General features: G+C 74.8%; 16 protein-coding genes. 10 read left to right on the top strand and 6 right to left on the bottom strand.

Annotated elements, in window-relative coordinates; genetic code table 11:
* Window positions 1–12 precede the first annotated feature (12 nt).
* The gene (gene pstB / locus LO771_RS25275) at window positions 13–789 is read left to right on the top strand and encodes a phosphate ABC transporter ATP-binding protein PstB (RefSeq protein ID WP_230746796.1); all 777 of its coding nucleotides are present in this window, start codon (window positions 13–15) and stop codon (window positions 787–789) included.
* 209 nt (window positions 790–998) lie between these two features.
* Here pstB and LO771_RS25280 read toward each other — a convergent pair whose 3' ends face one another.
* Window positions 999–2,003: an inorganic phosphate transporter gene (locus LO771_RS25280; RefSeq protein WP_230746799.1), complete on the bottom strand. Its 1,005-nt coding sequence runs from the start codon at window positions 2,001–2,003 to the stop codon at window positions 999–1,001.
* A gap of 5 nt (window positions 2,004–2,008) precedes the next feature.
* Complete coding sequence (locus tag LO771_RS25285; protein WP_230746801.1) at window positions 2,009–2,629, bottom strand: DUF47 domain-containing protein; 621 nt, start codon at window positions 2,627–2,629, stop codon at window positions 2,009–2,011.
* A gap of 254 nt (window positions 2,630–2,883) precedes the next feature.
* On the opposite strand from LO771_RS25285, the gene LO771_RS25290 reads away from it, so the two are divergent.
* Entirely contained in the window at window positions 2,884–3,216 is a 333-nt protein-coding gene (locus tag LO771_RS25290) for a metal-sensitive transcriptional regulator (protein WP_304944862.1), read from the top strand.
* Between the two features lie 138 nt (window positions 3,217–3,354).
* Here LO771_RS25290 and LO771_RS25295 read toward each other — a convergent pair whose 3' ends face one another.
* Together LO771_RS25295 and LO771_RS25300 are read right to left on the bottom strand one after the other, a co-directional pair.
* Window positions 3,355–3,549, bottom strand: a complete 195-nt coding sequence (locus tag LO771_RS25295; protein ID WP_230746831.1) for a hypothetical protein — start codon at window positions 3,547–3,549, stop codon at window positions 3,355–3,357.
* 285 nt (window positions 3,550–3,834) lie between these two features.
* Window positions 3,835–4,728, bottom strand: coding sequence for a hypothetical protein (locus tag LO771_RS25300; protein WP_230746803.1), 894 nt, complete (start codon window positions 4,726–4,728; stop codon window positions 3,835–3,837).
* Between the two features lie 169 nt (window positions 4,729–4,897).
* On the opposite strand from LO771_RS25300, the gene LO771_RS25305 reads away from it, so the two are divergent.
* Entirely contained in the window at window positions 4,898–5,254 is a 357-nt protein-coding gene (locus LO771_RS25305) for a hypothetical protein (protein WP_230746833.1), read from the top strand.
* A 70-nt stretch (window positions 5,255–5,324) separates the two neighbouring features.
* On the opposite strand, the gene LO771_RS25310 is transcribed toward LO771_RS25305, so the two are convergent.
* Window positions 5,325–6,014 carry a phosphatase PAP2 family protein gene (locus LO771_RS25310; protein WP_230746806.1) on the bottom strand — a complete coding sequence of 230 codons (690 nt, stop codon included), beginning with the start codon at window positions 6,012–6,014 and terminating at the stop codon, window positions 5,325–5,327.
* A 404-nt stretch (window positions 6,015–6,418) separates the two neighbouring features.
* Window positions 6,419–7,471: a bifunctional lytic transglycosylase/C40 family peptidase gene (locus LO771_RS25315; protein WP_230746808.1), complete on the bottom strand. Its 1,053-nt coding sequence runs from the start codon at window positions 7,469–7,471 to the stop codon at window positions 6,419–6,421.
* 274 nt (window positions 7,472–7,745) lie between these two features.
* On the opposite strand from LO771_RS25315, the gene LO771_RS25320 reads away from it, so the two are divergent.
* The 7 genes from LO771_RS25320 to LO771_RS31480 all read left to right on the top strand — a co-directional run bounded on the left by LO771_RS25320 (window position 7,746) and on the right by LO771_RS31480 (window position 17,608).
* Window positions 7,746–8,078 carry a hypothetical protein gene (locus tag LO771_RS25320; RefSeq protein WP_230746810.1) on the top strand — a complete coding sequence of 111 codons (333 nt, stop codon included), beginning with the start codon at window positions 7,746–7,748 and terminating at the stop codon, window positions 8,076–8,078.
* 195 nt (window positions 8,079–8,273) lie between these two features.
* On the top strand, window positions 8,274–9,095 hold the full coding sequence (locus LO771_RS25325) for a hypothetical protein (protein ID WP_230746812.1): 822 nt from the start codon (window positions 8,274–8,276) through the stop codon (window positions 9,093–9,095).
* Window positions 9,085–10,368 (top strand): hypothetical protein, encoded by a 1,284-nt coding sequence (locus tag LO771_RS25330; protein ID WP_230746814.1) that lies wholly within the window; start codon window positions 9,085–9,087, stop codon window positions 10,366–10,368. The genes LO771_RS25325 and LO771_RS25330 overlap by 11 nt, the downstream gene beginning before the upstream one ends.
* Window positions 10,369–10,374: 6 nt before the next feature.
* Entirely contained in the window at window positions 10,375–11,949 is a 1,575-nt protein-coding gene (locus tag LO771_RS25335) for an SCO6880 family protein (protein WP_374228239.1), read from the top strand.
* 49 nt (window positions 11,950–11,998) lie between these two features.
* Complete coding sequence (locus LO771_RS25340) at window positions 11,999–13,354, top strand: ATP-binding protein (RefSeq protein ID WP_230746816.1); 1,356 nt, start codon at window positions 11,999–12,001, stop codon at window positions 13,352–13,354.
* Between the two features lie 16 nt (window positions 13,355–13,370).
* Window positions 13,371–15,314, top strand: a complete 1,944-nt coding sequence (locus tag LO771_RS31155; protein WP_304944863.1) for a type IV secretory system conjugative DNA transfer family protein — start codon at window positions 13,371–13,373, stop codon at window positions 15,312–15,314.
* 416 nt (window positions 15,315–15,730) lie between these two features.
* Complete coding sequence (locus LO771_RS31480; RefSeq protein ID WP_230746819.1) at window positions 15,731–17,608, top strand: ricin-type beta-trefoil lectin domain protein; 1,878 nt, start codon at window positions 15,731–15,733, stop codon at window positions 17,606–17,608.
* The last annotated feature ends 321 nt before the right edge of the window (window positions 17,609–17,929 follow it).

The following is a 17,929-nucleotide window of genomic DNA, read 5'->3' on the forward strand; positions in this document are numbered from 1 at the left end:
AGAAGAAACACCATGGCCAAGCGCATCGACGTCAGCGGACTGTCGGCCTACTACGGATCCTTCAAGGGCATCGAGGACATCTCGATGACCATCGAGCCCCGCTCGGTGACGGCCTTCATCGGCCCCTCCGGCTGCGGCAAGTCCACCTTCCTGCGCACCCTCAACCGGATGCACGAGGTGATCCCCGGCGCCCGCGTCGAGGGCAAGGTGATGCTGGACGACGAGAACCTCTACGGCCCCGGGGTCGACCCCGTCGCCGTCCGCCGCACCGTCGGCATGGTCTTCCAGCGGCCCAACCCCTTCCCCACCATGTCGATCTACGACAACGTGGTGGCGGGCCTGCGCCTCGCCGGCGTGCGGAAGAAGCCGCTGCTGGACGAGGTGGTGGAGAAGTCCCTCAAGGGCGCCAACCTCTGGAACGAGGTCAAGGACCGCCTGAACAAGCCCGGCGCCGGCCTCTCCGGCGGCCAGCAGCAGCGCCTGTGCATCGCCCGCGCCATCGCGGTCGAGCCGCAGGTCCTGCTCATGGACGAGCCCTGCTCCGCCCTCGACCCGATCTCCACCCTCGCCATCGAGGACCTGATCGGCGAGCTGAAGTCGCGGTTCACCATCGTGATCGTGACCCACAACATGCAGCAGGCGGCACGCGTCAGCGACCGCACCGCCTTCTTCAACCTGGCGGGCGTCGGCCAGCCCGGCCGGCTGGTCGAGATCGACGACACCCAGCGGATCTTCTCCAACCCGTCCGTCCAGGCCACCGAGGACTACATCTCCGGCCGCTTCGGCTGAGCGGTGGCGGTCCTCGCCACGAGCTGTCCCCCGGCGCTGCATGGCGGTGCCGCCGGGGGACATGGAAAAGGGCCCGTCCCCCTCGGGGGGCGGGCCCTCTCCGCGTCCGCGGCGATCGGCGTCCGGCGGCCGGCGGCCGGCGGCCGGCGGCCGGCGGCCGGCGGCCGGCGATCGGCGATCGGCGTCCGGTGGCAGGTGGCCGGCGGCGGTCAGGTGACCGCGAGCACCAGGGCGTGGGTGATCCAGTAGAAGACCGCCGCCACGAGGGCGGCGGCCGGCATGGTGATGAACCAGCCCATCACGATGTTCTGCGCCACCCCCCAGCGCACCGCCCGCACCCGCTTGGTGGCCCCCACGCCCATGATCGCCGAGGTGATCACGTGGGTCGTGGAGATCGGCGCCTTGAAGAGGTAGGCGGTCGTGTAGAGGATGCCCGCCGCCGTGGTCTCGGCGGCGAAGCCCTGCGGCGGGTCCAGCTCGATGATCTTGCGGCCGAGGGTGCGCATGATGCGCCAGCCGCCCGCGTACGTGCCCAGCGAGAGCATGAGCGCGCAGGAGACCTTCACCCACACCGGGATGGTGCTGCCCTCCTGCACCCCGGCGATGGTCAGGGCCAGGACCACCACGCCCATGGTCTTCTGGGCGTCCTGCAGGCCGTGGCCGAGGGCCATGGCTGCCGCCGAGCCGGTCTGGGCGATCCGGAAGCCGCGCTTGGCCTTGTGCGGGTTGACCCGGCGGAACGCCCACAGGATGGCCAGCATCACCAGGTAGCCGACGATCAGGCCGACGACCGGGGAGAGGAACATCGGGATGATGATCTTCTCCACCACGCCGGACCAGATGACGTCCGTGCCGCCCGCCAGCGCCGCGCCCACCATGCCGCCGAAGAGGGCGTGCGAGGAGGAGGACGGCAGGCCGTAGTACCAGGTGACCAGGTTCCAGGTGATCGCCCCGACCAGCGAGGCGAAGAGGATCGTCATGCCCTGGCTGCCCGTGGGGGTCTCGATGATCCCCTTGGAGACCGTCTTGGCCACCCCCTCGCCGAGGAAGGCGCCGGCCAGGTTCATCACGGCCGCCATGGCGAGCGCGGCCCGCGGGGTCAGCGCCCGGGTCGAGACCGACGTGGCGATGGCGTTGGCGGAGTCGTGGAAGCCGTTGGTGTAGGTGAAGAGGAACGCGACGCCGACGACGACGACGAGTGCGGCGGTGTCCACCGTGCTCAGGACTCCTTGACCGCGATGGTCTCGACCGTGTTCGCGACGTGCTCGAAGGCGTCGGCCGCCTCCTCCAGGACGTCCACGATCTGCTTCAGCTTGAGGACCTCGATCGCCTCGTACTGGCCGCTGAAGAGGTGGGCGAGCAGCTTGCGGTGGATCTGGTCGGCCTGGTTCTCCAGCCGGTTGATCTCGATCCAGTACTCGGTGAGGTTGGACATGGTCCGCAGGTTCGGCATCGCCTCGGCGGTGAGCTCGGCGGCCCGGGCCAGCACCTCGATCTGCTGTTCGATGCCCTGCGGCAGCTGCTGCACGTCGTAGAGGACGACCAGGTCGACGGCCTCCTCCATGAAGTCCATGATGTCGTCCAGCGACGAGGCGAGGGAGTAGATGTCCTCGCGGTCGAAGGGCGTGATGAACGACGAGTTCAGCTGGTGGAAGACCGCGTGGGTGCTGTCGTCGCCCGCGTGCTCGGCGGCGCGCATGCGCTCGGCGATCTCCGAGCGGGCGGCGACGTCGGAGCCGAGCAGTTCGAGCAGGAGCTTGGAGCCGGTGACGAGGTTCTCCGCGGCGGCGGCGAACATGTCGTAGAAACTCGTCTCCCGTGGGGTCAGACGAAAACGCACAGAAATCTCCGGTGTGCAGGGTGCGGACTTGTCGATGCTAGGCGCTGGGGACGCGGAACGCGCAAACCGGGTGGCGGCGCACCCCCGTACCGCAGGCCGCCGGTCCCGTGCTCCCTCCGGAGGGCGGGCGCCCCTCAGTGTGCCGGACGCCACGGCGGAGCGCCCCCCTCGTGCACCGGTGGATACCGTTGCGTGATCTGCTGCCCGTACGCCGTGCCCCTACCCCCGGGGAGCCGCGCCTCTACCCTGGGGGCATGACGGCGTCGGAGGAGCTGCCCGTGCCGGCCGGTGACGGCCCGCACGGCCCGCACGGTTACAGCATGCGCAAGGACGAGCACCTGAAGCGGCTGCGCCGCATCGAGGGACAGGTGCGCGGCCTGCAGCGGATGGTCGAGCAGGACGTGTACTGCATCGACATCCTCACCCAGGTCTCCGCGGGCACCAAGGCGCTGCAGGCCTTCGCGCTGAGCCTGCTGGAGGAGCACCTGGGGCACTGCGTCGCCGCCGCCGTGGAGCAGGGCGGCCCGGAGGCGGACGCCAAGGTGGCCGAGGCCACGGCGGCGATCGCCCGGCTGCTGCGCACCTGACGGGCCCGGCCGCGGAGGCGGCCCGGCCGCACCGCCGGCCGGAGGGCGGGCCGCGGCCCGGGCAGGCGGACCCGACCGGCGGCCCCGACCGGCGACCCGGGCAGGCGGCCTCGGCAGCGGGTCCGGACGGCCGCCGCGCTACGCGTTGCGGGGCAGGGGCACCCGGTGCGGGTCGGGCCCGTCGGGGCGCGCCACCTTCAGCACCTCGTCGATCCTGGCCGGCGTCAGCCGGTCCTCCCCGCTGGACGAGGCGGCGATCATCAGGTCGCCGCACATCTCGATCTCGTCGAGGGCCACGTGGTCGTGGACACCCGCTCGGCGCGGAGACGTCACGCACACCACCTCCTCGTCGTCGACCCCTCGCGTCGCCGCCCCCGCCCGTCCCGGTGGTGCGGAGGCGGACGCACGCCCGCACGGCAGACGGCCCGCCCCTACCAGGGTAGGCAGCGCGGGCCCGCTCCACATGGCACGGACGGGCCATTTGCACCCCACCCGAAGGACCCCTCCGACGTGTCCCGGCCACGGCGGCGCACCGGGAGGGACCGGCGACGGGTGCGCCCCGGCGCGCACCCCGGGCCGGGGTGCGCGCCGGGGCGCGGACGGGTCAGCGGGAGCTGCTCACCGGGAGCCGCCGAGGGCCTTCGTCGTGAGGACCTGGGAGGCGGGCGGCTCGGCCGCCTGCACCGGACTGCCGAAGTCCGACAGGGACGTGGTGGAGACCACGGTCACCCGGTCCCGCTTAGCGGTCGAGCCGGGCACCGAGGAGAAGGTGAACACCTCGACCACCTTGTGCAGCCGTCCCCGGTCGTCCAGCCAGACGTCGTAGGGGACCTGCTTGACGGTGAAGGCGCGGGCGGCCACCCGCAGCCCCTCGGCCGCGGGCCCGCCGGTGGCGTCGGCCGCCGCGGCCAGGTCGAGGGTGCCGCGGTAGTGCTTCAGCGAGGTGCCGCCGACCGTCTCGGTGCCGACCAGGGACGCGGTCCGGGCGCCGCGCAGCGCGCCGGCGGCGGTGGCCGGATCGGTACTGCCGCTGCTGACCAGGTTGCCGTCGGAGAGCTGCCCGACGGGGACCTTCACCCACTTGCCGGCCGGCACCCTGGCGCCGCTGTTCTTCAGGTAGACGACGCCAGGCGTGACCACCTCGCTCATCAGGCCCTTGGTGGCGGCGCCCGGCGGGAGCACGACGGAGACGGTGCCGACGCGTTTGGCGTAGTCGTAGACGCCGGTGCCGCGGAACTCCGCCTTCTTGCCGGGCGACTTCGTCACCAGGCGGGTGGCCGTGCGGGCGGACCCGGAGTGGCCGGTGATGTCGGCGGCGCTGCGGACGGCGGTGAGGGGGTCGTCGGCCAGACGGTCCGAGGAGATCTGCGGCGACCGTGCGGCCGTCCCGCCGCCGCCGACGCCGGTGCAGCCGGCCGTGGCGGCCAGCGCCGCGAGCAGGGCGGCGGCCGCCCCTGCGGAACCGATCGAGCGGCGCACCCGGTCGGTGGTGCCGCGTTCCCGACGCTTCATCAGCTCTGAGCCCCCTGTGGTCCTGTTCCCGTGTCCCGGATGGCTGCCGTTCGCCGTGCCGGGGCTCCGTCCGTGGCCGCGGACGAGTCCCCACCGGCTAACGACGGGACCGGACCGGGGTTACGACCCGGGGTCCGTCCGGGGACGCGCCGGGGTTACCGTGAGGTACGTGCCCCGTGCCATAAGCCGTCGGCCGGTCGCCGAGCGGCCCGCCGCCCCCGGCCCCCTCTCCACCGGCCTCCTCCCCGACGGCCCCCTCCCGCCGCACCCCGCCGCCCTGCGCGGCCCCGTCGCCCTGGTCGGCACACCGCCGCCGGGGACCGCGCGGGCCTCCGGCGCCGTCCGGACCGCCGACCCCGTGCCGCCGCCCGGGCTCCCCCCGGCCGGCGACCGTCCCGGGCACCGCGTGGACGTGACGGAGAACGGCTCGTTCTGCACGGCCCGCTGCAGCTGCGGCTGGTACGCCCCCGCCCGGCGGTCCCGCGACCGGGCCCGCCGGGACGCCGCCGAGCACGCGGCGGCCTGACCCCGCCCCTCCGGGGCCTCCCGCCCTCCCGCGGCCGCGCTCCGGCGTGCGGGGACCGGGCGTGGCCGGGTCAGGCGGCCATGCCGGACCCGGGGCGTCCGCTCCCGCTGTCGTACGGCGCCGCCGCGGGCCGCTCCCGGCGTCCGGGGGCGGCGGCCACCAGCGGACGGGCGGCGGAGCGGGACACGGACCGGCACAGGGGCACCAGGACGGCCGTGGCGAGCGGGGCGAGCAGCAGCACCACGGCCGTCCCCAGGGCGTAGCCGCCCAGCACGTCGGTGGGGTAGTGCACGCCCATGTACATGCGGCAGAAGCCCTCGAGGAGGGCGAACAGGAGGGCCAGGAGCCCGAGGCGCCGCTCGACCAGGAGCAGGGCCACCGCGACGGCCATGGTCATGGTGGCGTGGTCGCTGGCGAAGGAGAAGTCGTTCTTGCCGCTCGCCAGGACGTCCAGCCCGGTGTGGTCGACGAAGGGGCGCGGTCTGGCCACCAGGGCCCGGACCGGGATGTTGAGGACCTCGGCGACGCCGGCGGCCAGCGGGGCCCAGAGGACAGCCGCCACGGCGGCGGGGGCGTCGGGGCGGCGCCGGGAGCGCAGCCAGGCGGTGGCGCAGAGCGCGAGCAGGCCGAGCAGGATGCCGTACTCGCCGACCCAGGAGACGGCGGTGTCCACCCAGCCCGGCGCGTCGCGGGCCAGGCCGTTGACGTCGTAGAGCAGGCCGACGTCGGGGTTGGAGCCGTCAGCCTGCAGCGTCGGCACGCCGCACCTCCTCTTCCGCCCGCCGGTCGGCTGTCCGGCCGGGTGTGGTGCCTGTTCGGTCCCGCGTCGCCGCGGCGGACACGCCACGGCGGTCCCGCTGTCGGAACGCCGTGCGGAGGGGACGCCGTTCCGCGCGGAGCGCAGTGTTATGGAAACTTGACTGGCCGCACACGCCTCCCTTACACGGACCCTCCGCACACGGACGCTCGGCGGACGGGTCCGGCAGAGGGCCCCTGCGGACGGACCCGCCGCGGACGGACCCGCCGCGGACGGATCCACTGTGGACGAGCCCGCCATGGACGGGCCAGCCGCGCACGGCTCCTCGCCGCAGGGACCCGCACCGGGGAGGCCCGCAGCCGGGGTCCCCGGTGCGCGGCGGCCGGCCGCCCGGGCCCGACCGGGCGTCAGCTGCTCGCCGGAGGGCCTGCGGGGGCGCCGGACCCGTTGGCGATCGTGCCGTCCCGTCCGCGCGCCGGAAGGGCCGCGGCGCCGCCGGAGGTGACCCGGGTGGCGCCGATGTAGTCGGGGGTGTCGATCCGGTCGTAGCGGATCACGGCCCCGGTGTGCGGGGCGTTGATCATGTAGCCGCCGCCGACGTAGATGCCGACGTGGTGGATGGTGCGCGGGTCGTTCAGGTCGTGCGCGAAGAAGACGAGGTCCCCGGGGCGCAGCTGGTCGCGGGCGGGGTGCCCGCCCGCGTACCACTGGTCGTTGGCGACGCGGGGCAGCCGGATGCCGACGGTGGCGTAGGCGGCCTGGGTGAGGCCGGAGCAGTCGAAGCGGCCGCCCTGGGAGGGCAGTCCCTCGCCGCCCCACAGGTAGGGGGTGCCGAGCTTGCCCTGGGCGAAGTAGATGGCCCCGGCCGCCTGCGCGGAGTAGCCGACCGGGCCGGCGGCGGCGGTGAAGCTCGCCGCGAGGGAGCGGATGCGCCGCACGTACCCCTGCGTCTCGGCGTAGGGGGGGACGCCGCCGTTGCTGATCACCGCGTACGGGCCGGCGTTGTAGGCGGCGAGCATGTTGGCGACGCGGTCGCCGGGCACGCCCCGGGTGTCGCGGGCCAGCGCGCAGTCGTAGGACGCGGCGGAGGGGATGGCGTCGGCCGGATCCCAGATGTCCCGGTTGCCGTCGCCGTTGCCGTCCACCCCGTGGCTCGCCCAGGTCGCGGGGATGAACTGGGCGATGCCGTAGGCCTTGGCGGGGCTGACGGCCGTGGGGTCGAAGCCGCTCTCCTGGTAGAGCTGGGCGGCCAGCAGCGGCGGGCTGAGCTCGGGGCAGAGGGTGCCCCACTTCTGGATGAGGCCCTGGTAGGCGGCGGGCACGGTGCCGGGGGCGAGGGCCGCCGTGCCGGCCGGGGCGGGCCCGGAGGCGGCGTAGGTGCCGACGGCGACCAGGCCGACGAAGGAGAGCCCGACGACCCCTGCCGCCCCGGCCACGGCGAGGGACCTGCGGAGTACCATCACATGCCCCCTGCACATGCCGGGTCGACGGACTGACGCCACCGCACAGTGTGCGGCAGAGAGTTGCTCTGAGCAATCATCAGAGGTACGAGGAGTGAGCGGTATCCTCTACAGGGTGCCGCGCCACGGACCATCGTGGCCGACACGTCCCGCACCGCACGACACATCCCCCGGAAACAGCCAAGTCGACACCAAATCTGGCCAAGAACCGTCCCCGTCCCTTCGCCCGGAGCCGGTGCGGGGCCTTGAATGCCTGATCAGGCGGTGAGAGAACATGACCTTCCAGTCTGCGGACCACTTCAGCGCGGCGCCCTCGAAGGGCGACATCAACACGATCATCGGCGGCATCGCGCCCGACTGGGGCCCGTTCGCCAGTCTCGGCGCGGAGGCGCGGGTCATGGTCGAGGTGGTCATGGCGGTGGCCATCCTGGGCTGCCTGGCGATCGCGATCTGGGGTGCGGCCAAGCAGCGCATCGGTGCCACGGCGATGCGGGACACCTTCAGCGCCGAACAGGGGAAAGGCCTGATCATCGCCGGGCTCACCGGCGTGTTCATCATCGGTTCGCTCGGCACCCTGTTCACCATTGTCTACGGGATGGCCATCTGACGATCTGATTAGTCATCCCGCAGCGGGCGCTGCGCCCTCCCACAGCGCACACGTCCCGCGGCCCTGCCCCCGGACGCCGGTCATGCGCCCCTTGTGACCGCCGCTCCCGTCCACCACCATCCACCACTGTTGCCACCGCGTGCCCCGGGTCCGCCCGCCGGGGCTGCTCCTTCCTTCGTCCCAGGAGGGCCCGCCGTGTCGTTGTCGGACGACCAGCCGCACACCCGTACGCGGCTCCCGGTCGGCGACCTGCCCTCCGCGCCGCCGACCAGGCAGCCGCGCCCCCTGCGCACCCTGCTCACCGTCATGACCGTCCTCGTGCTGCTGGTGGTGGCCATCTCCTTCGCCAACCGCGACAAGCCCGTCCCGCGCAGCGGCACGGGCACCTCCTCCGGCGGCGGCTCCGGCGACTCCGGCGGCGGGGCCGCGCCCACCGCCGCCACCGGCCGGCGTCCCGTCGACACCACCACGGCCGACGGCATCCCGACCGGCTTCCCCCACACCGACCAGGGCGCCCAGTCCGCGGCCGCCAACTACGCCGTCGCCCTCGGCTCCGCCGGGATGTTCGACCCCGGCACGCGGCACTCGGTGGTCGCCGCGATCGCCGACCCCGCCGCCGCAGCAGCCCTGCAGCGCCGCCTCGACGACGCCTTCGCCCAGGGCGCCGCCGCCCGGTACGGCCTCGACGAGCACGGCGCCGCACCCGCCGGCCTCACCTTCATCAGCCGCACCGTCCCCGTCGGCACCAGGACCGAGCAGTACGGCGGCGACGGCGCCCGCGTCGCGGTGTGGAGCAACGGCCTGATCGGCCTGGCCGGACAGGGCTCCACCCAGCCCGTCGCCGAGAACTGGTTCACCCTCACCCTCACCCTGCGGTGGGCGGGCGGCGACTGGAAGGTCGCCGACTTCCGCCAGCAGGCGGGCCCCGCCCCGGTCAACGGCGACCAGCGGGCGGCGAGCGCCGACGAGATCAGGTCCGCGGCCGAGCAGTACGGAGGCTTCCGCTATGCCCGCTAGCCCCCTCCTCCGCCGAGTCGGCGTCCTCGCCGGCGCCCTCGCCGCCCTGCAGTTCACGGCGCTGGCCGCGGCGCGGGCCGTCCTGGCGGCGCCGAGCCCGGGGCCGTCGCCCAGCCCGTCACCGACCTGCGTCACGCTGCCCGGCCCCGGCAGCGGCCGCTGCGACACCGGCGGCGGACTGCCCGGCGGCGGCACCCTCGACACGGTCACCGACCCCCTCGGCTCCCTCGCCAAGGGCTGCGCCGAGGCCGCCGCCTGGGTCATCCGCCGCCTGTCCGCCGCGATCGACGGCACCACCGAGGTCGACTTCACCAACGCCGCGTTCCTGCGCCAGTACGCCGTCGTCTTCGCCGCCTCCACGATCCTCACCCTGGTGCTGTGGCTGCTGGCGGTGGCCAAGCGGGCCGTCCGGGGCGCGCCGCTGCAGCAGGCGTTCTCCGAGGCCGTCGGCTTCCTGTGGCTGACGGTCCTCGCCTCCGCGTTCACCCCGCTGATCCTGTACACGGTGGTCACCGCCACCGACGGGGTGACCAAGGCCATCGCGCTCGGCACCAAGTCCGACACCGGCACCTACCTGGGCGGCTTCGCCGACACCCTGCAGAAGGGGGACCTCGGCGGCGGCCCGCTGATCCTCATCATCGTCTCGCTGGTCGCCGTCCTCGCCGCCGCCGTGCTCTGGCTGGAGCTGCTCATCCGGGCCGCCATGCTCTACGTGGGCGCGCTGCTCGGCACGGCCGTCTACGCCGGGCTGGTCGACCGGCAGCTGTGGCAGCACGTGCGCCGCTGGGCGGGGCTGATGGTCGCGGTGGACCTCGCCAAGCCGGTGATCGTGATCGTGCTCGGCCTCGCCGGGGCGATCGCCACCGACGCGGGGGCGTCCGACGCGTTCGCCCGGGTGCTGTCGGGCCTGGCGATCCTCTTCCTGTCGATCTTCGCGAGCACCGCCATCTACCGCTTCGTGCCCGGCTTCGGCGACGACATGATCGCCATGCGCCGGGCCCGCGCAGGCGCCGTCTCCGCCGGACAGGCGGTGGTCAACGGCCCGGCGAACTTCGTGAAGCAGGGCATCTCCACCCACGGCTCGCGCGGCGGCGGCGACGCCCCCGCCCGCGCCCAGGGCGGCCCGGCCGCCGCCTCCGGCGGCTCGGTCGGCTCCGGCATCGCCGCCCACTCCGGCCGCGGGGGCCGCCAGGCCCCGGCCGGGCCCCCGGCGCAGTCGCCGCCGCCCGCCTCCTCCGCCCACCGCAGCAGCCCGACCTCGAAGGGGGTGTGACGGACGGTGTCCAGCCAGCCCGTCGGCCAGTACGGAGGGCAGTACGGCGGCAGCCCGTACGTCCACCAGCGCCGGACCTACCTCATCGGCAAGGCCAGGCCCAACGCGGTCATCGGCCGCAACCGGGAGACCGGCGAGGTGCTGCTGATCATCGCCGGGGCCTTCCTCGGCATGATGTGGGGCCTGCTGGTCCCGCTCCTCCCCCTGCGCATCCTCGGCCTGGCCGGCTTCCCGGCCCTGGCCTTCGCAGCGGTGTACGTCCCGTACCGCAAGCGCACCTTCTACAAGTGGGCGGAGATCAACCGCAGCTACCGGCGCACCGTCCGCTCCGGGCGCGCCGCCTGGGCCTCGACCGCGATGGAGGCCGGCACCCGGCTGGACGGCCGCGAGGTGGAGGTCGGCCCGCCGCCCGGCGTGGGGCGGCTGCGCTGGCTGTCCGCACCGTTCGGGCCCGACGAGGTCGCCGTCCTGCTCCACCTGGACCGGCACACCGTCACCGCCGCCATCGAGATCGAGGGGCCCGGTGTGGGCCTGCGCGACTCGGAGGACCAGGAGGCGCTGGTCGACCGGTTCGGCACCCTCCTCAAGCACGTCGCCAACGGCGACGGCTTCGTGACCCGCATCCAGATGCTGGCCCGCACCCTGCCCGCCGACCCCGACGCCCACGCCAAGGACGTCGAGCGCCGCGGCGACCCGGGGGCCCCGCCGTGGCTGCAGCACTCCTACGACCAGCTGCAGTCGATGGTCTCCACCTCCTCCGAGCAACACCGGGCCTACCTGGTCGCCTGCATGCACTACACCCGCGACCTCGCCGCCGAGGCCAACGCGATGGGCCGCACCGCGCACCGCCGCGCCCGCGGCGACGAGGGGATCGCCGCCGTCATGGCGCGCGAGCTCACCGACATCTGCGCCCGCCTCGCCGAGGCCGACATCCGGGTCCGGCAGCCGCTCGGCCAGGCCCGGCTCTCCTCGCTGCTGCACTCCATGTACGACCCGGACCACCCCATCGACCACATCCAGGCCATGTCGCGGCGGAACGCCTGGCCGGCCGAGCTGGACGCCACCCATCCCCAGTACCTGACCGCCAAGACCCGGGAGTCCGCGACCCGCGAGCCGTGGTGCCACGCCACCGCCTGGGTCAAGGAGTGGCCGCTCACCCCGGTGGGCGTCAACTTCCTGGCACCGCTGCTGGTCCACACCCCGGACGTCATCCGCACCGTGGCCGTCACCATGGACCTGGAGCCGACCGACGTCGCCATCGAGCGGATGCTCACCGAGAAGACCAACGACGACGCCGAGGCCAGCCGGGCGGCCAAGATGAACCGCACCGTCGACCCGCGCGACCTCGCCCACTCCGGCCGGGTCGACCAGCGCGGCGACGACCTCGCCTCCGGCGCCGCGGGCGTCAACCTGGTCGGGTACATCACCGTCTCCTCCCGCTCCCCCGAGGCGCTGGCCCGCGACAAGCGCACCATCCGCGCCTCGGCCGGCAAGAGCTACCTGAAGCTGGAGTGGTGCGACCGCGAGCACCACCGGGCCTTCGTGAACACCCTCCCCTTCGCCACCGGCATCCGCCGGTGAGTCCGCCGCACGCCGCCGCCCCCGCCTGCCGCCGCACCGAGGAGTCGCCATGCCGTCCCCGCTGAGCGCGCTGACCGAGGCCTTCACGAGCTTCGTGTTCGGCAAGGTGGAGACCACCCGGCTGCCGGTGCGGACCTCCACCGGCCAGGCGCAGGCCGTCTACCTGCCCACCGCCGCCCCCGGCCTGGGCGACTCCGGTGTGATCATCGGCCGCGAGGTGTACAGCGGCAAGGGCTACGTCTACGACCCCTTCCAGCTGTACGGGCAGCAGCTGCCCGCCCCGCACTGGCTGGTCCTCGGCGAGTCCGGCAACGGCAAGTCGGCGCTGGAGAAGACCTACGTCCTGCGCCAGCTGCGCTTCCGCGACCGGCAGGTCGTGGTGCTCGACGCCCAGGGCGAGGACGGGGTCGGCGAGTGGAACCTCATCGCGGAGGCGCTGGGGATAACTCCCATCCGGCTCGACCCGGCGGCGGCCCTCGACGGGGGCATCCGCCTCAACCCGCTGGACCCGGCGATCGCCACCACCGGCCAGCTGGCGCTGCTGCGCACCATCGTCGAGGTGGCGATGGGCCGCGGCCTGGAGGAGCGGGCCGGCTTCGCCCTCAAGGCCGCGCACGGGCACGTCCACGCCGCGGTCACCGACCGCCAGCCGGTGCTCACCGACATCGTCGACACGCTGCGCAACCCCCACCCCGCCTCGGTGGAGTCGCTGGGCGTCTCCCTGGACGACGTCCGCTCCTGGGGCCTGGACGTCGCCCTGGTCCTGGACCGGCTGGTCGACGGCGACCTGCGCGGCATGTTCGACGGCCCCACGACGGCGGGCATCGACCTCGACGCCCCGCTGATCGTCTTCGACCTGTCGCACATCGACCGCAACTCCATCGCCATGCCGATCCTGATGGCGATCGTCGGCGTGTGGCTGGAGCACACCTGGATCCGCCCCGACCGGAAGAAGCGCATCTTCCTGGTCGAGGAGGCCTGGCACATCATCAACAGCCCCTTCGTGGCACAGCTCTTCCAGCGGCTGCTGAAGTTCGGCCGCCGCCTGGGCCTGTCCTTCGTCGCCGTCGTCCACCACCTCTCCGACGTGGTCGACGGCGCGGCGGCCAGGGAGGCGTCCGCGATCCTCAAGATGGCCTCCACCCGCACCGTCTACATGCAGAAGGCGGAGGAGGCCCGCGCCACCGGCCGGGTCCTCGGGCTCCCCCGCTGGGCCGTGGAGATCATCCCCACGCTGTCCCCCGGCATCGCCGTCTGGGACGTCAACGGCAACGTGCAGGTCGTCAAGCACATCATCACCGAGACCGAGCGGCCGCTCGTCTACACCGACCGCGCCATGACCGAGGACGCGGTCGCCGAACGGACGCGCGCGGAGCAGCAGCTCGCGGACGACCCGGCCGCCTAGCCCCCACCGGAACGCCATGACCCGTCCCCCCGCACCCTCCCCGTCCGCACCTGCCCCACCGCCCCGCTCGGGGATACCCGACGGGGCGGTGGTCGCCCTGCTGGCCTTCCTCCTCGGCTCGGTGACGCTCGTCTGGACGGCCACCGGGCTGGCCGCCCTGGCCACCCGGGGCGCCTGGCCGCAGGACCTGCCGTTCACCCGGTCCGCGCAGGCCCTCCGGCGCCTGGCGACCGCCCCGCACGACCTGGGTGCGGCCTGGGCCCCGGCCGCCCGCACCGACCGGGCGCCGGCGCCGCTGCCCTCGGCGGCGGCCTTCTGGTGGGCCTTCCTCCTGCTGCTGGCGGCCCTGGCCGGGCTGCTCCTGCTCGGGTACGCCGCCCGCGCACGCCTGAGCCGGACGGCCGCCGGCGGCGCCGCACGGGGCGCGCGGGGGGCGGACGCAGCCCCGGCCGCCCCGGCAGCAGCCCCGACAGCGGCGAAACCCGCGCCGGATCTCCGTCCACAGCCTGTGGACGAGGATCCGGCGCCCGCAGCACCCGCCGTACCGGCCCCCGCCCCCGGAGGCCGCCCGGCCCCCGCCGGGCCCCCGGAGGCCGCACCGCCCCCGCCGCTCCCCCGCACGCCGGCGCCGCCGCACCCGCTGTCCTTCGACGCCCTGCTGCCCCGGGCGGCCGCCATCCGGTCCCGGCCCGACACGGGACTCGCCGGCCCCGGCGCCCGCACCGCGCCCAACCCCCTCGCCTACGGCGTCTCCCTGGGCCGCGACACCGCCACCGGCACCCCCCTCCTCGCAGCCCTCGACCGCGGCCACTGCGTCCTGGCCCCGCCCGCCGCGGCCCGCTCCAAGGGCCCGCTGCTGGTGCACCCCGCCATCGCGCACGCCCCCGGGCCCGTCCTGGCCACCTGCGCCGGTCCCGCCGCCTGGGAGGCCACGGCCGAACGGCGCGGCAAGACCGGGCCCGTGCTGGTCTTCGACCCGCTGCGCCTGACCGCCGCGGACACCCCCCAGCGGCTGCGGTGGGCGCCCCACGACTCCTGCGGCGACCCGGCCGCGGCCACCGCCCGCGCCGACGCGCTGCTGCACGCCGTGACGCCGCCGCACGGCGGAGGCGCGGCCGCCGCCGTCCACGCCGCCGCCCGCACCCTGCTGCGGTGCTGGCTGCACGCGGCCGCCCTCGACGGACGGCCGTTCCGCCAGGTGCACCGCTGGGCGGGCGGCCACGGCGCGCGGGAGGCGCTGCGCGTCCTGCGCACGGACCGCGGCGCGGCCGAGGGGTGGGGCGGGGAGCTGGAGGCGGTGCTGGCGGCGCCGCACGCCTCCGGCGCCGGACTCCGGGACGCCGCATCGGGCCTGGTGGCCGGCGCGCTCTCGTCCCTGGAGGAGCTGCACGTCCTGCAGGCCTGCTCGCCGTCCCCAGGGGACCGGCTCGACGTGGAGTCGTTCCTGTCCGAACGGGGAACCCTGTACCTGGTGGGGCGGCCCGTCGAGGCGCCCCACCACCAGCCCGGCGTCATGCCGCTCCTGACCGCCCTCGCGCAGGACGTGGTCGAGCGTGGCCGGCGCATGGCCGTAGGGTCATCCGCCGGCCGGCTCGACCCACCACTGCTCGCCGTCCTCGACGACGTGGGCGCGGTCGCACCGCTGCCCTCCCTGCCGGACCTGGTCGCGCGCGGCGGCGCCCAGGGCGTCCCCGTGCTCGCCGTGCTCCGCTCCCCGGAGCAGGCCCGGGCCCGCTGGGACGGGCGCTCCGTCCACAGGCTGTGGACGGAGGCGGCGACCCGGACGGTCCTGGGCCCGGCGGACGGCGCGTCGGTGGGGGCGCTCCTGGCGGCGACGGCGGGGCCGGAGGCCGGGGGGCCGGTTCCGGCCGCGGCCCGGGGGGCCGCCGAGGGCGAGGCGGTCGTCCTGCACCCGCCCACGGGGGCGTCCGCGGTGGTCCGGTTCGACGACACGCCCTGACGGACCGATTCCCCGGCGGGCCGGTGCGCCGACGGGCCGGCGCGCCGACTCGGCATGCTCGCGCCATGTCCCCGACGGGGGGCGACGAAGCGGACTTCTCCCTGACAAAAGGTCTCACACGAGCCCCCAGCGGGCCGGACACCCCACGCACGGCCACCGGTTGCACACAAACTTGTCGTCCTTTCTGAAAGAACTGCAACTGACGGGTAATCTCCTCTTCCACCCGGCAGCAAAGTCCAGCAACATGGTCAGCCCCAACCCCACGATTTCGAGGGGCGCCCCGGGCCGCGGCGGAGCGATCCGGTGTCCACGCACCACCGGAGACCGACCGGATCCTGCCGCGCATCTGAACCGTTTCGCGCGGCCGCGCGTCACCACCGGCAAACGGGAGCGCCGCAGGACGAGGAGTCGAGAGCGTGTCTCAGCTCCACCGGTTCGACCAGTCCGACCGTCCCCGCACCGCGGACGCGGCGGGGACCGCCGACACCCTCTGGGGCGAGGCCAGCCTGGACGCACCGCCGTGCACATCCATGCCCGACGCCGAGCTCGCCCGGCTCCTCCGCAGCGACGAGCCCATCGCCCACGAGGCGCTCGACGAGCTGCGCCGCCGCCACCTGCCCGGGACGCTCTCCTACGCACGCATCTGCACCCGCGACTCCCACGCGGCGGAGGAACTCGCCGACGACGCCTTCCAGGCCGCCCAGCGGGCCGTCCAGGCCTCCGGCGGCCCCAAGGAGGCGTGGCGGCACCACCTCCTGATGCTCGTCCAGCGGACGGCCGCGGGATGGGCGGCCACCACCCGTCGGGCCGAACTCGCGCCCGACTTCGCCGCCTGGCTCGACGAGGAGCGGGCGGCCCCGGCCGCGGGGCACCCGGACACGGGATCCCCGGAGTCCCGGTCGCTGATGCTGCTGAGCTTCCGCTCCCTCCCCGAGCGCACCCAGGCGCTCCTGTGGCACGCCGTCGTGGAGGAGGACGACGACGCCACCACCGGGCACCTCCTGGGCATCGAGCCGCAGAGCGTCCCCTACCTCCGCGAGAAGGCCCGCGAGGCCTACCGCGACGTCTACCTCCAGGTCCACACCGAGAACTCCGCAGGCGAGGACTGCCGGCGCTTCAGCGGCCTGGTCGAGGCCGCCGCCCGGCGTTCCGGCGTCCACCAGAACGAGGACCTGGACCGGCACCTCGCGGGCTGTCCGCGCTGCTCCCGCCTGCTCACCGACCTCGTGGGGATGGACGAGCGCCCGGACGCCGTGCTGGCCGAGGGGCTCCTGCTGTGGGGAGGCGCCGCCTATGTCGCCGCCCGCCTCGCCAGGACCGTCACCGGCCGGACCATCCCCGTCGGCGTCCCGCGCCTGCCGGGCACCGGCCCCGCCCACGCACCGGCGGTGCACGGCGGCGCGTCCGGGGCCACGGACGGCGGGGGCGGGCCGTTCGGCGGTACCCGCGCGGGGGCCGCGGACACCGCCTCCGCCGGATGGCGGCTGGTGCGGCTGGCCCGCCAGTTCCCGGCCGCGGGAGCGGCGGCCGCGGTCGTGTTCGTCGTGGCCACCGCCGCGACCACGATCGTGACGCTGGTCCCGTCGACCAGCACCAGCGCGGCCGGAGGCGGCAACGACCCCCTCGGCGGTCCCCCGCTGGTCGTGACCGGCACGACCGCCTTCGCCACCGTGACGACGACCCTCCCGGCCTCCCGTCCCCCTTCGGCTCCGGCGTCGGCTCCGGGGAGTGCGTCGGCCTCCCCGAAGGCGTCCGGCCCCTCGGCCTCCCCCGGTGCCCCGGGCCCCTCCAGCGGCACCGGCCGGGCCCCCGGCGCCTCCGGCCGTCCGGCCCCGGGCAGGTCGGTCCCCGTCCCCCCGCCACCGACCAACGGCATCACCTACAGCGAGCTGGTCAACGTCCGCTCCGGCCTCTGCCTCGACGTCGCCAGCCAGTTCGTCGCGCAGAACGCCGACGTCGTGGTGAGCACCTGCACCGGCGCGACCACGCAGAAGTGGTACACCGGCTCGGACAACCTCATCCGCAACTACGCCAACCCCGACTTCTGCCTCGACTCCCGGGGGAGCACCGGCAACGGCGTCGGGATCTGGGAGTGCTCCGCCGTGTCCGGTTCCAACGGCAACAACCTCCGCTGGCAGAACGGGGCGGACGGGTCCATCCGCCCGTTCGTCGACAGCCGCTTCGCCCTCACCCCGACCAGCGGCACCCCGGGCACCGCCGTGGGCCTCGCATGGGCGGAGGGCCGCACCGAGCAGACCTGGCGCACGGGCGCCACGGCCGTGCTGCAGGGCTGACCGTCCGGGCCGGCAGCCCCGCGGTCCGGACGGGCGAGCCGGCCGCCCCGTCGATCCGTCCCGTCCGGCGGTCGTGGTCGCCCCCACCCGGTCGTGCTCCGTTTCCGGGCATGCGAAAGGGGCCCCGCCTCCGTTCCCGGCCACGAGGCCCCCTCCCGGACCCACCCGATCCCCCGGCACACCACACACACGCACACGCGCACAGACGCGAAAAAGACCGTGGCCCCGGCAGAATCCTGCCGGGGCCACGGCCCTCAATGATTGTTCGGCGGCGTCCTACTCTCCCACAGGGTCCCCCCTGCAGTACCATCGGCGCTGTAA

Origin of the sequence: Streptacidiphilus sp. ASG 303, from assembly GCF_020991365.1 — a bacterium.
Lineage (GTDB): Bacteria > Actinomycetota > Actinomycetes > Streptomycetales > Streptomycetaceae > Peterkaempfera.

Coding starts and splice junctions, on each gene's coding strand:
- pstB (WP_230746796.1), top strand. CDS start 13: ATGGCCAAGCGCATCGACGTCAGCGGACTGTCGGCCTACTACGGATCC.
- LO771_RS25290 (WP_304944862.1), top strand. CDS start 2,884: ATGACGGCGTCGGAGGAGCTGCCCGTGCCGGCCGGTGACGGCCCGCAC.
- LO771_RS25300 (WP_230746803.1), bottom strand. CDS start 4,728: ATGAAGCGTCGGGAACGCGGCACCACCGACCGGGTGCGCCGCTCGATC.
- LO771_RS25315 (WP_230746808.1), bottom strand. CDS start 7,471: ATGGTACTCCGCAGGTCCCTCGCCGTGGCCGGGGCGGCAGGGGTCGTC.
- LO771_RS25320 (WP_230746810.1), top strand. CDS start 7,746: ATGACCTTCCAGTCTGCGGACCACTTCAGCGCGGCGCCCTCGAAGGGC.
- LO771_RS25330 (WP_230746814.1), top strand. CDS start 9,085: ATGCCCGCTAGCCCCCTCCTCCGCCGAGTCGGCGTCCTCGCCGGCGCC.
- LO771_RS25340 (WP_230746816.1), top strand. CDS start 11,999: ATGCCGTCCCCGCTGAGCGCGCTGACCGAGGCCTTCACGAGCTTCGTG.
- LO771_RS31155 (WP_304944863.1), top strand. CDS start 13,371: ATGACCCGTCCCCCCGCACCCTCCCCGTCCGCACCTGCCCCACCGCCC.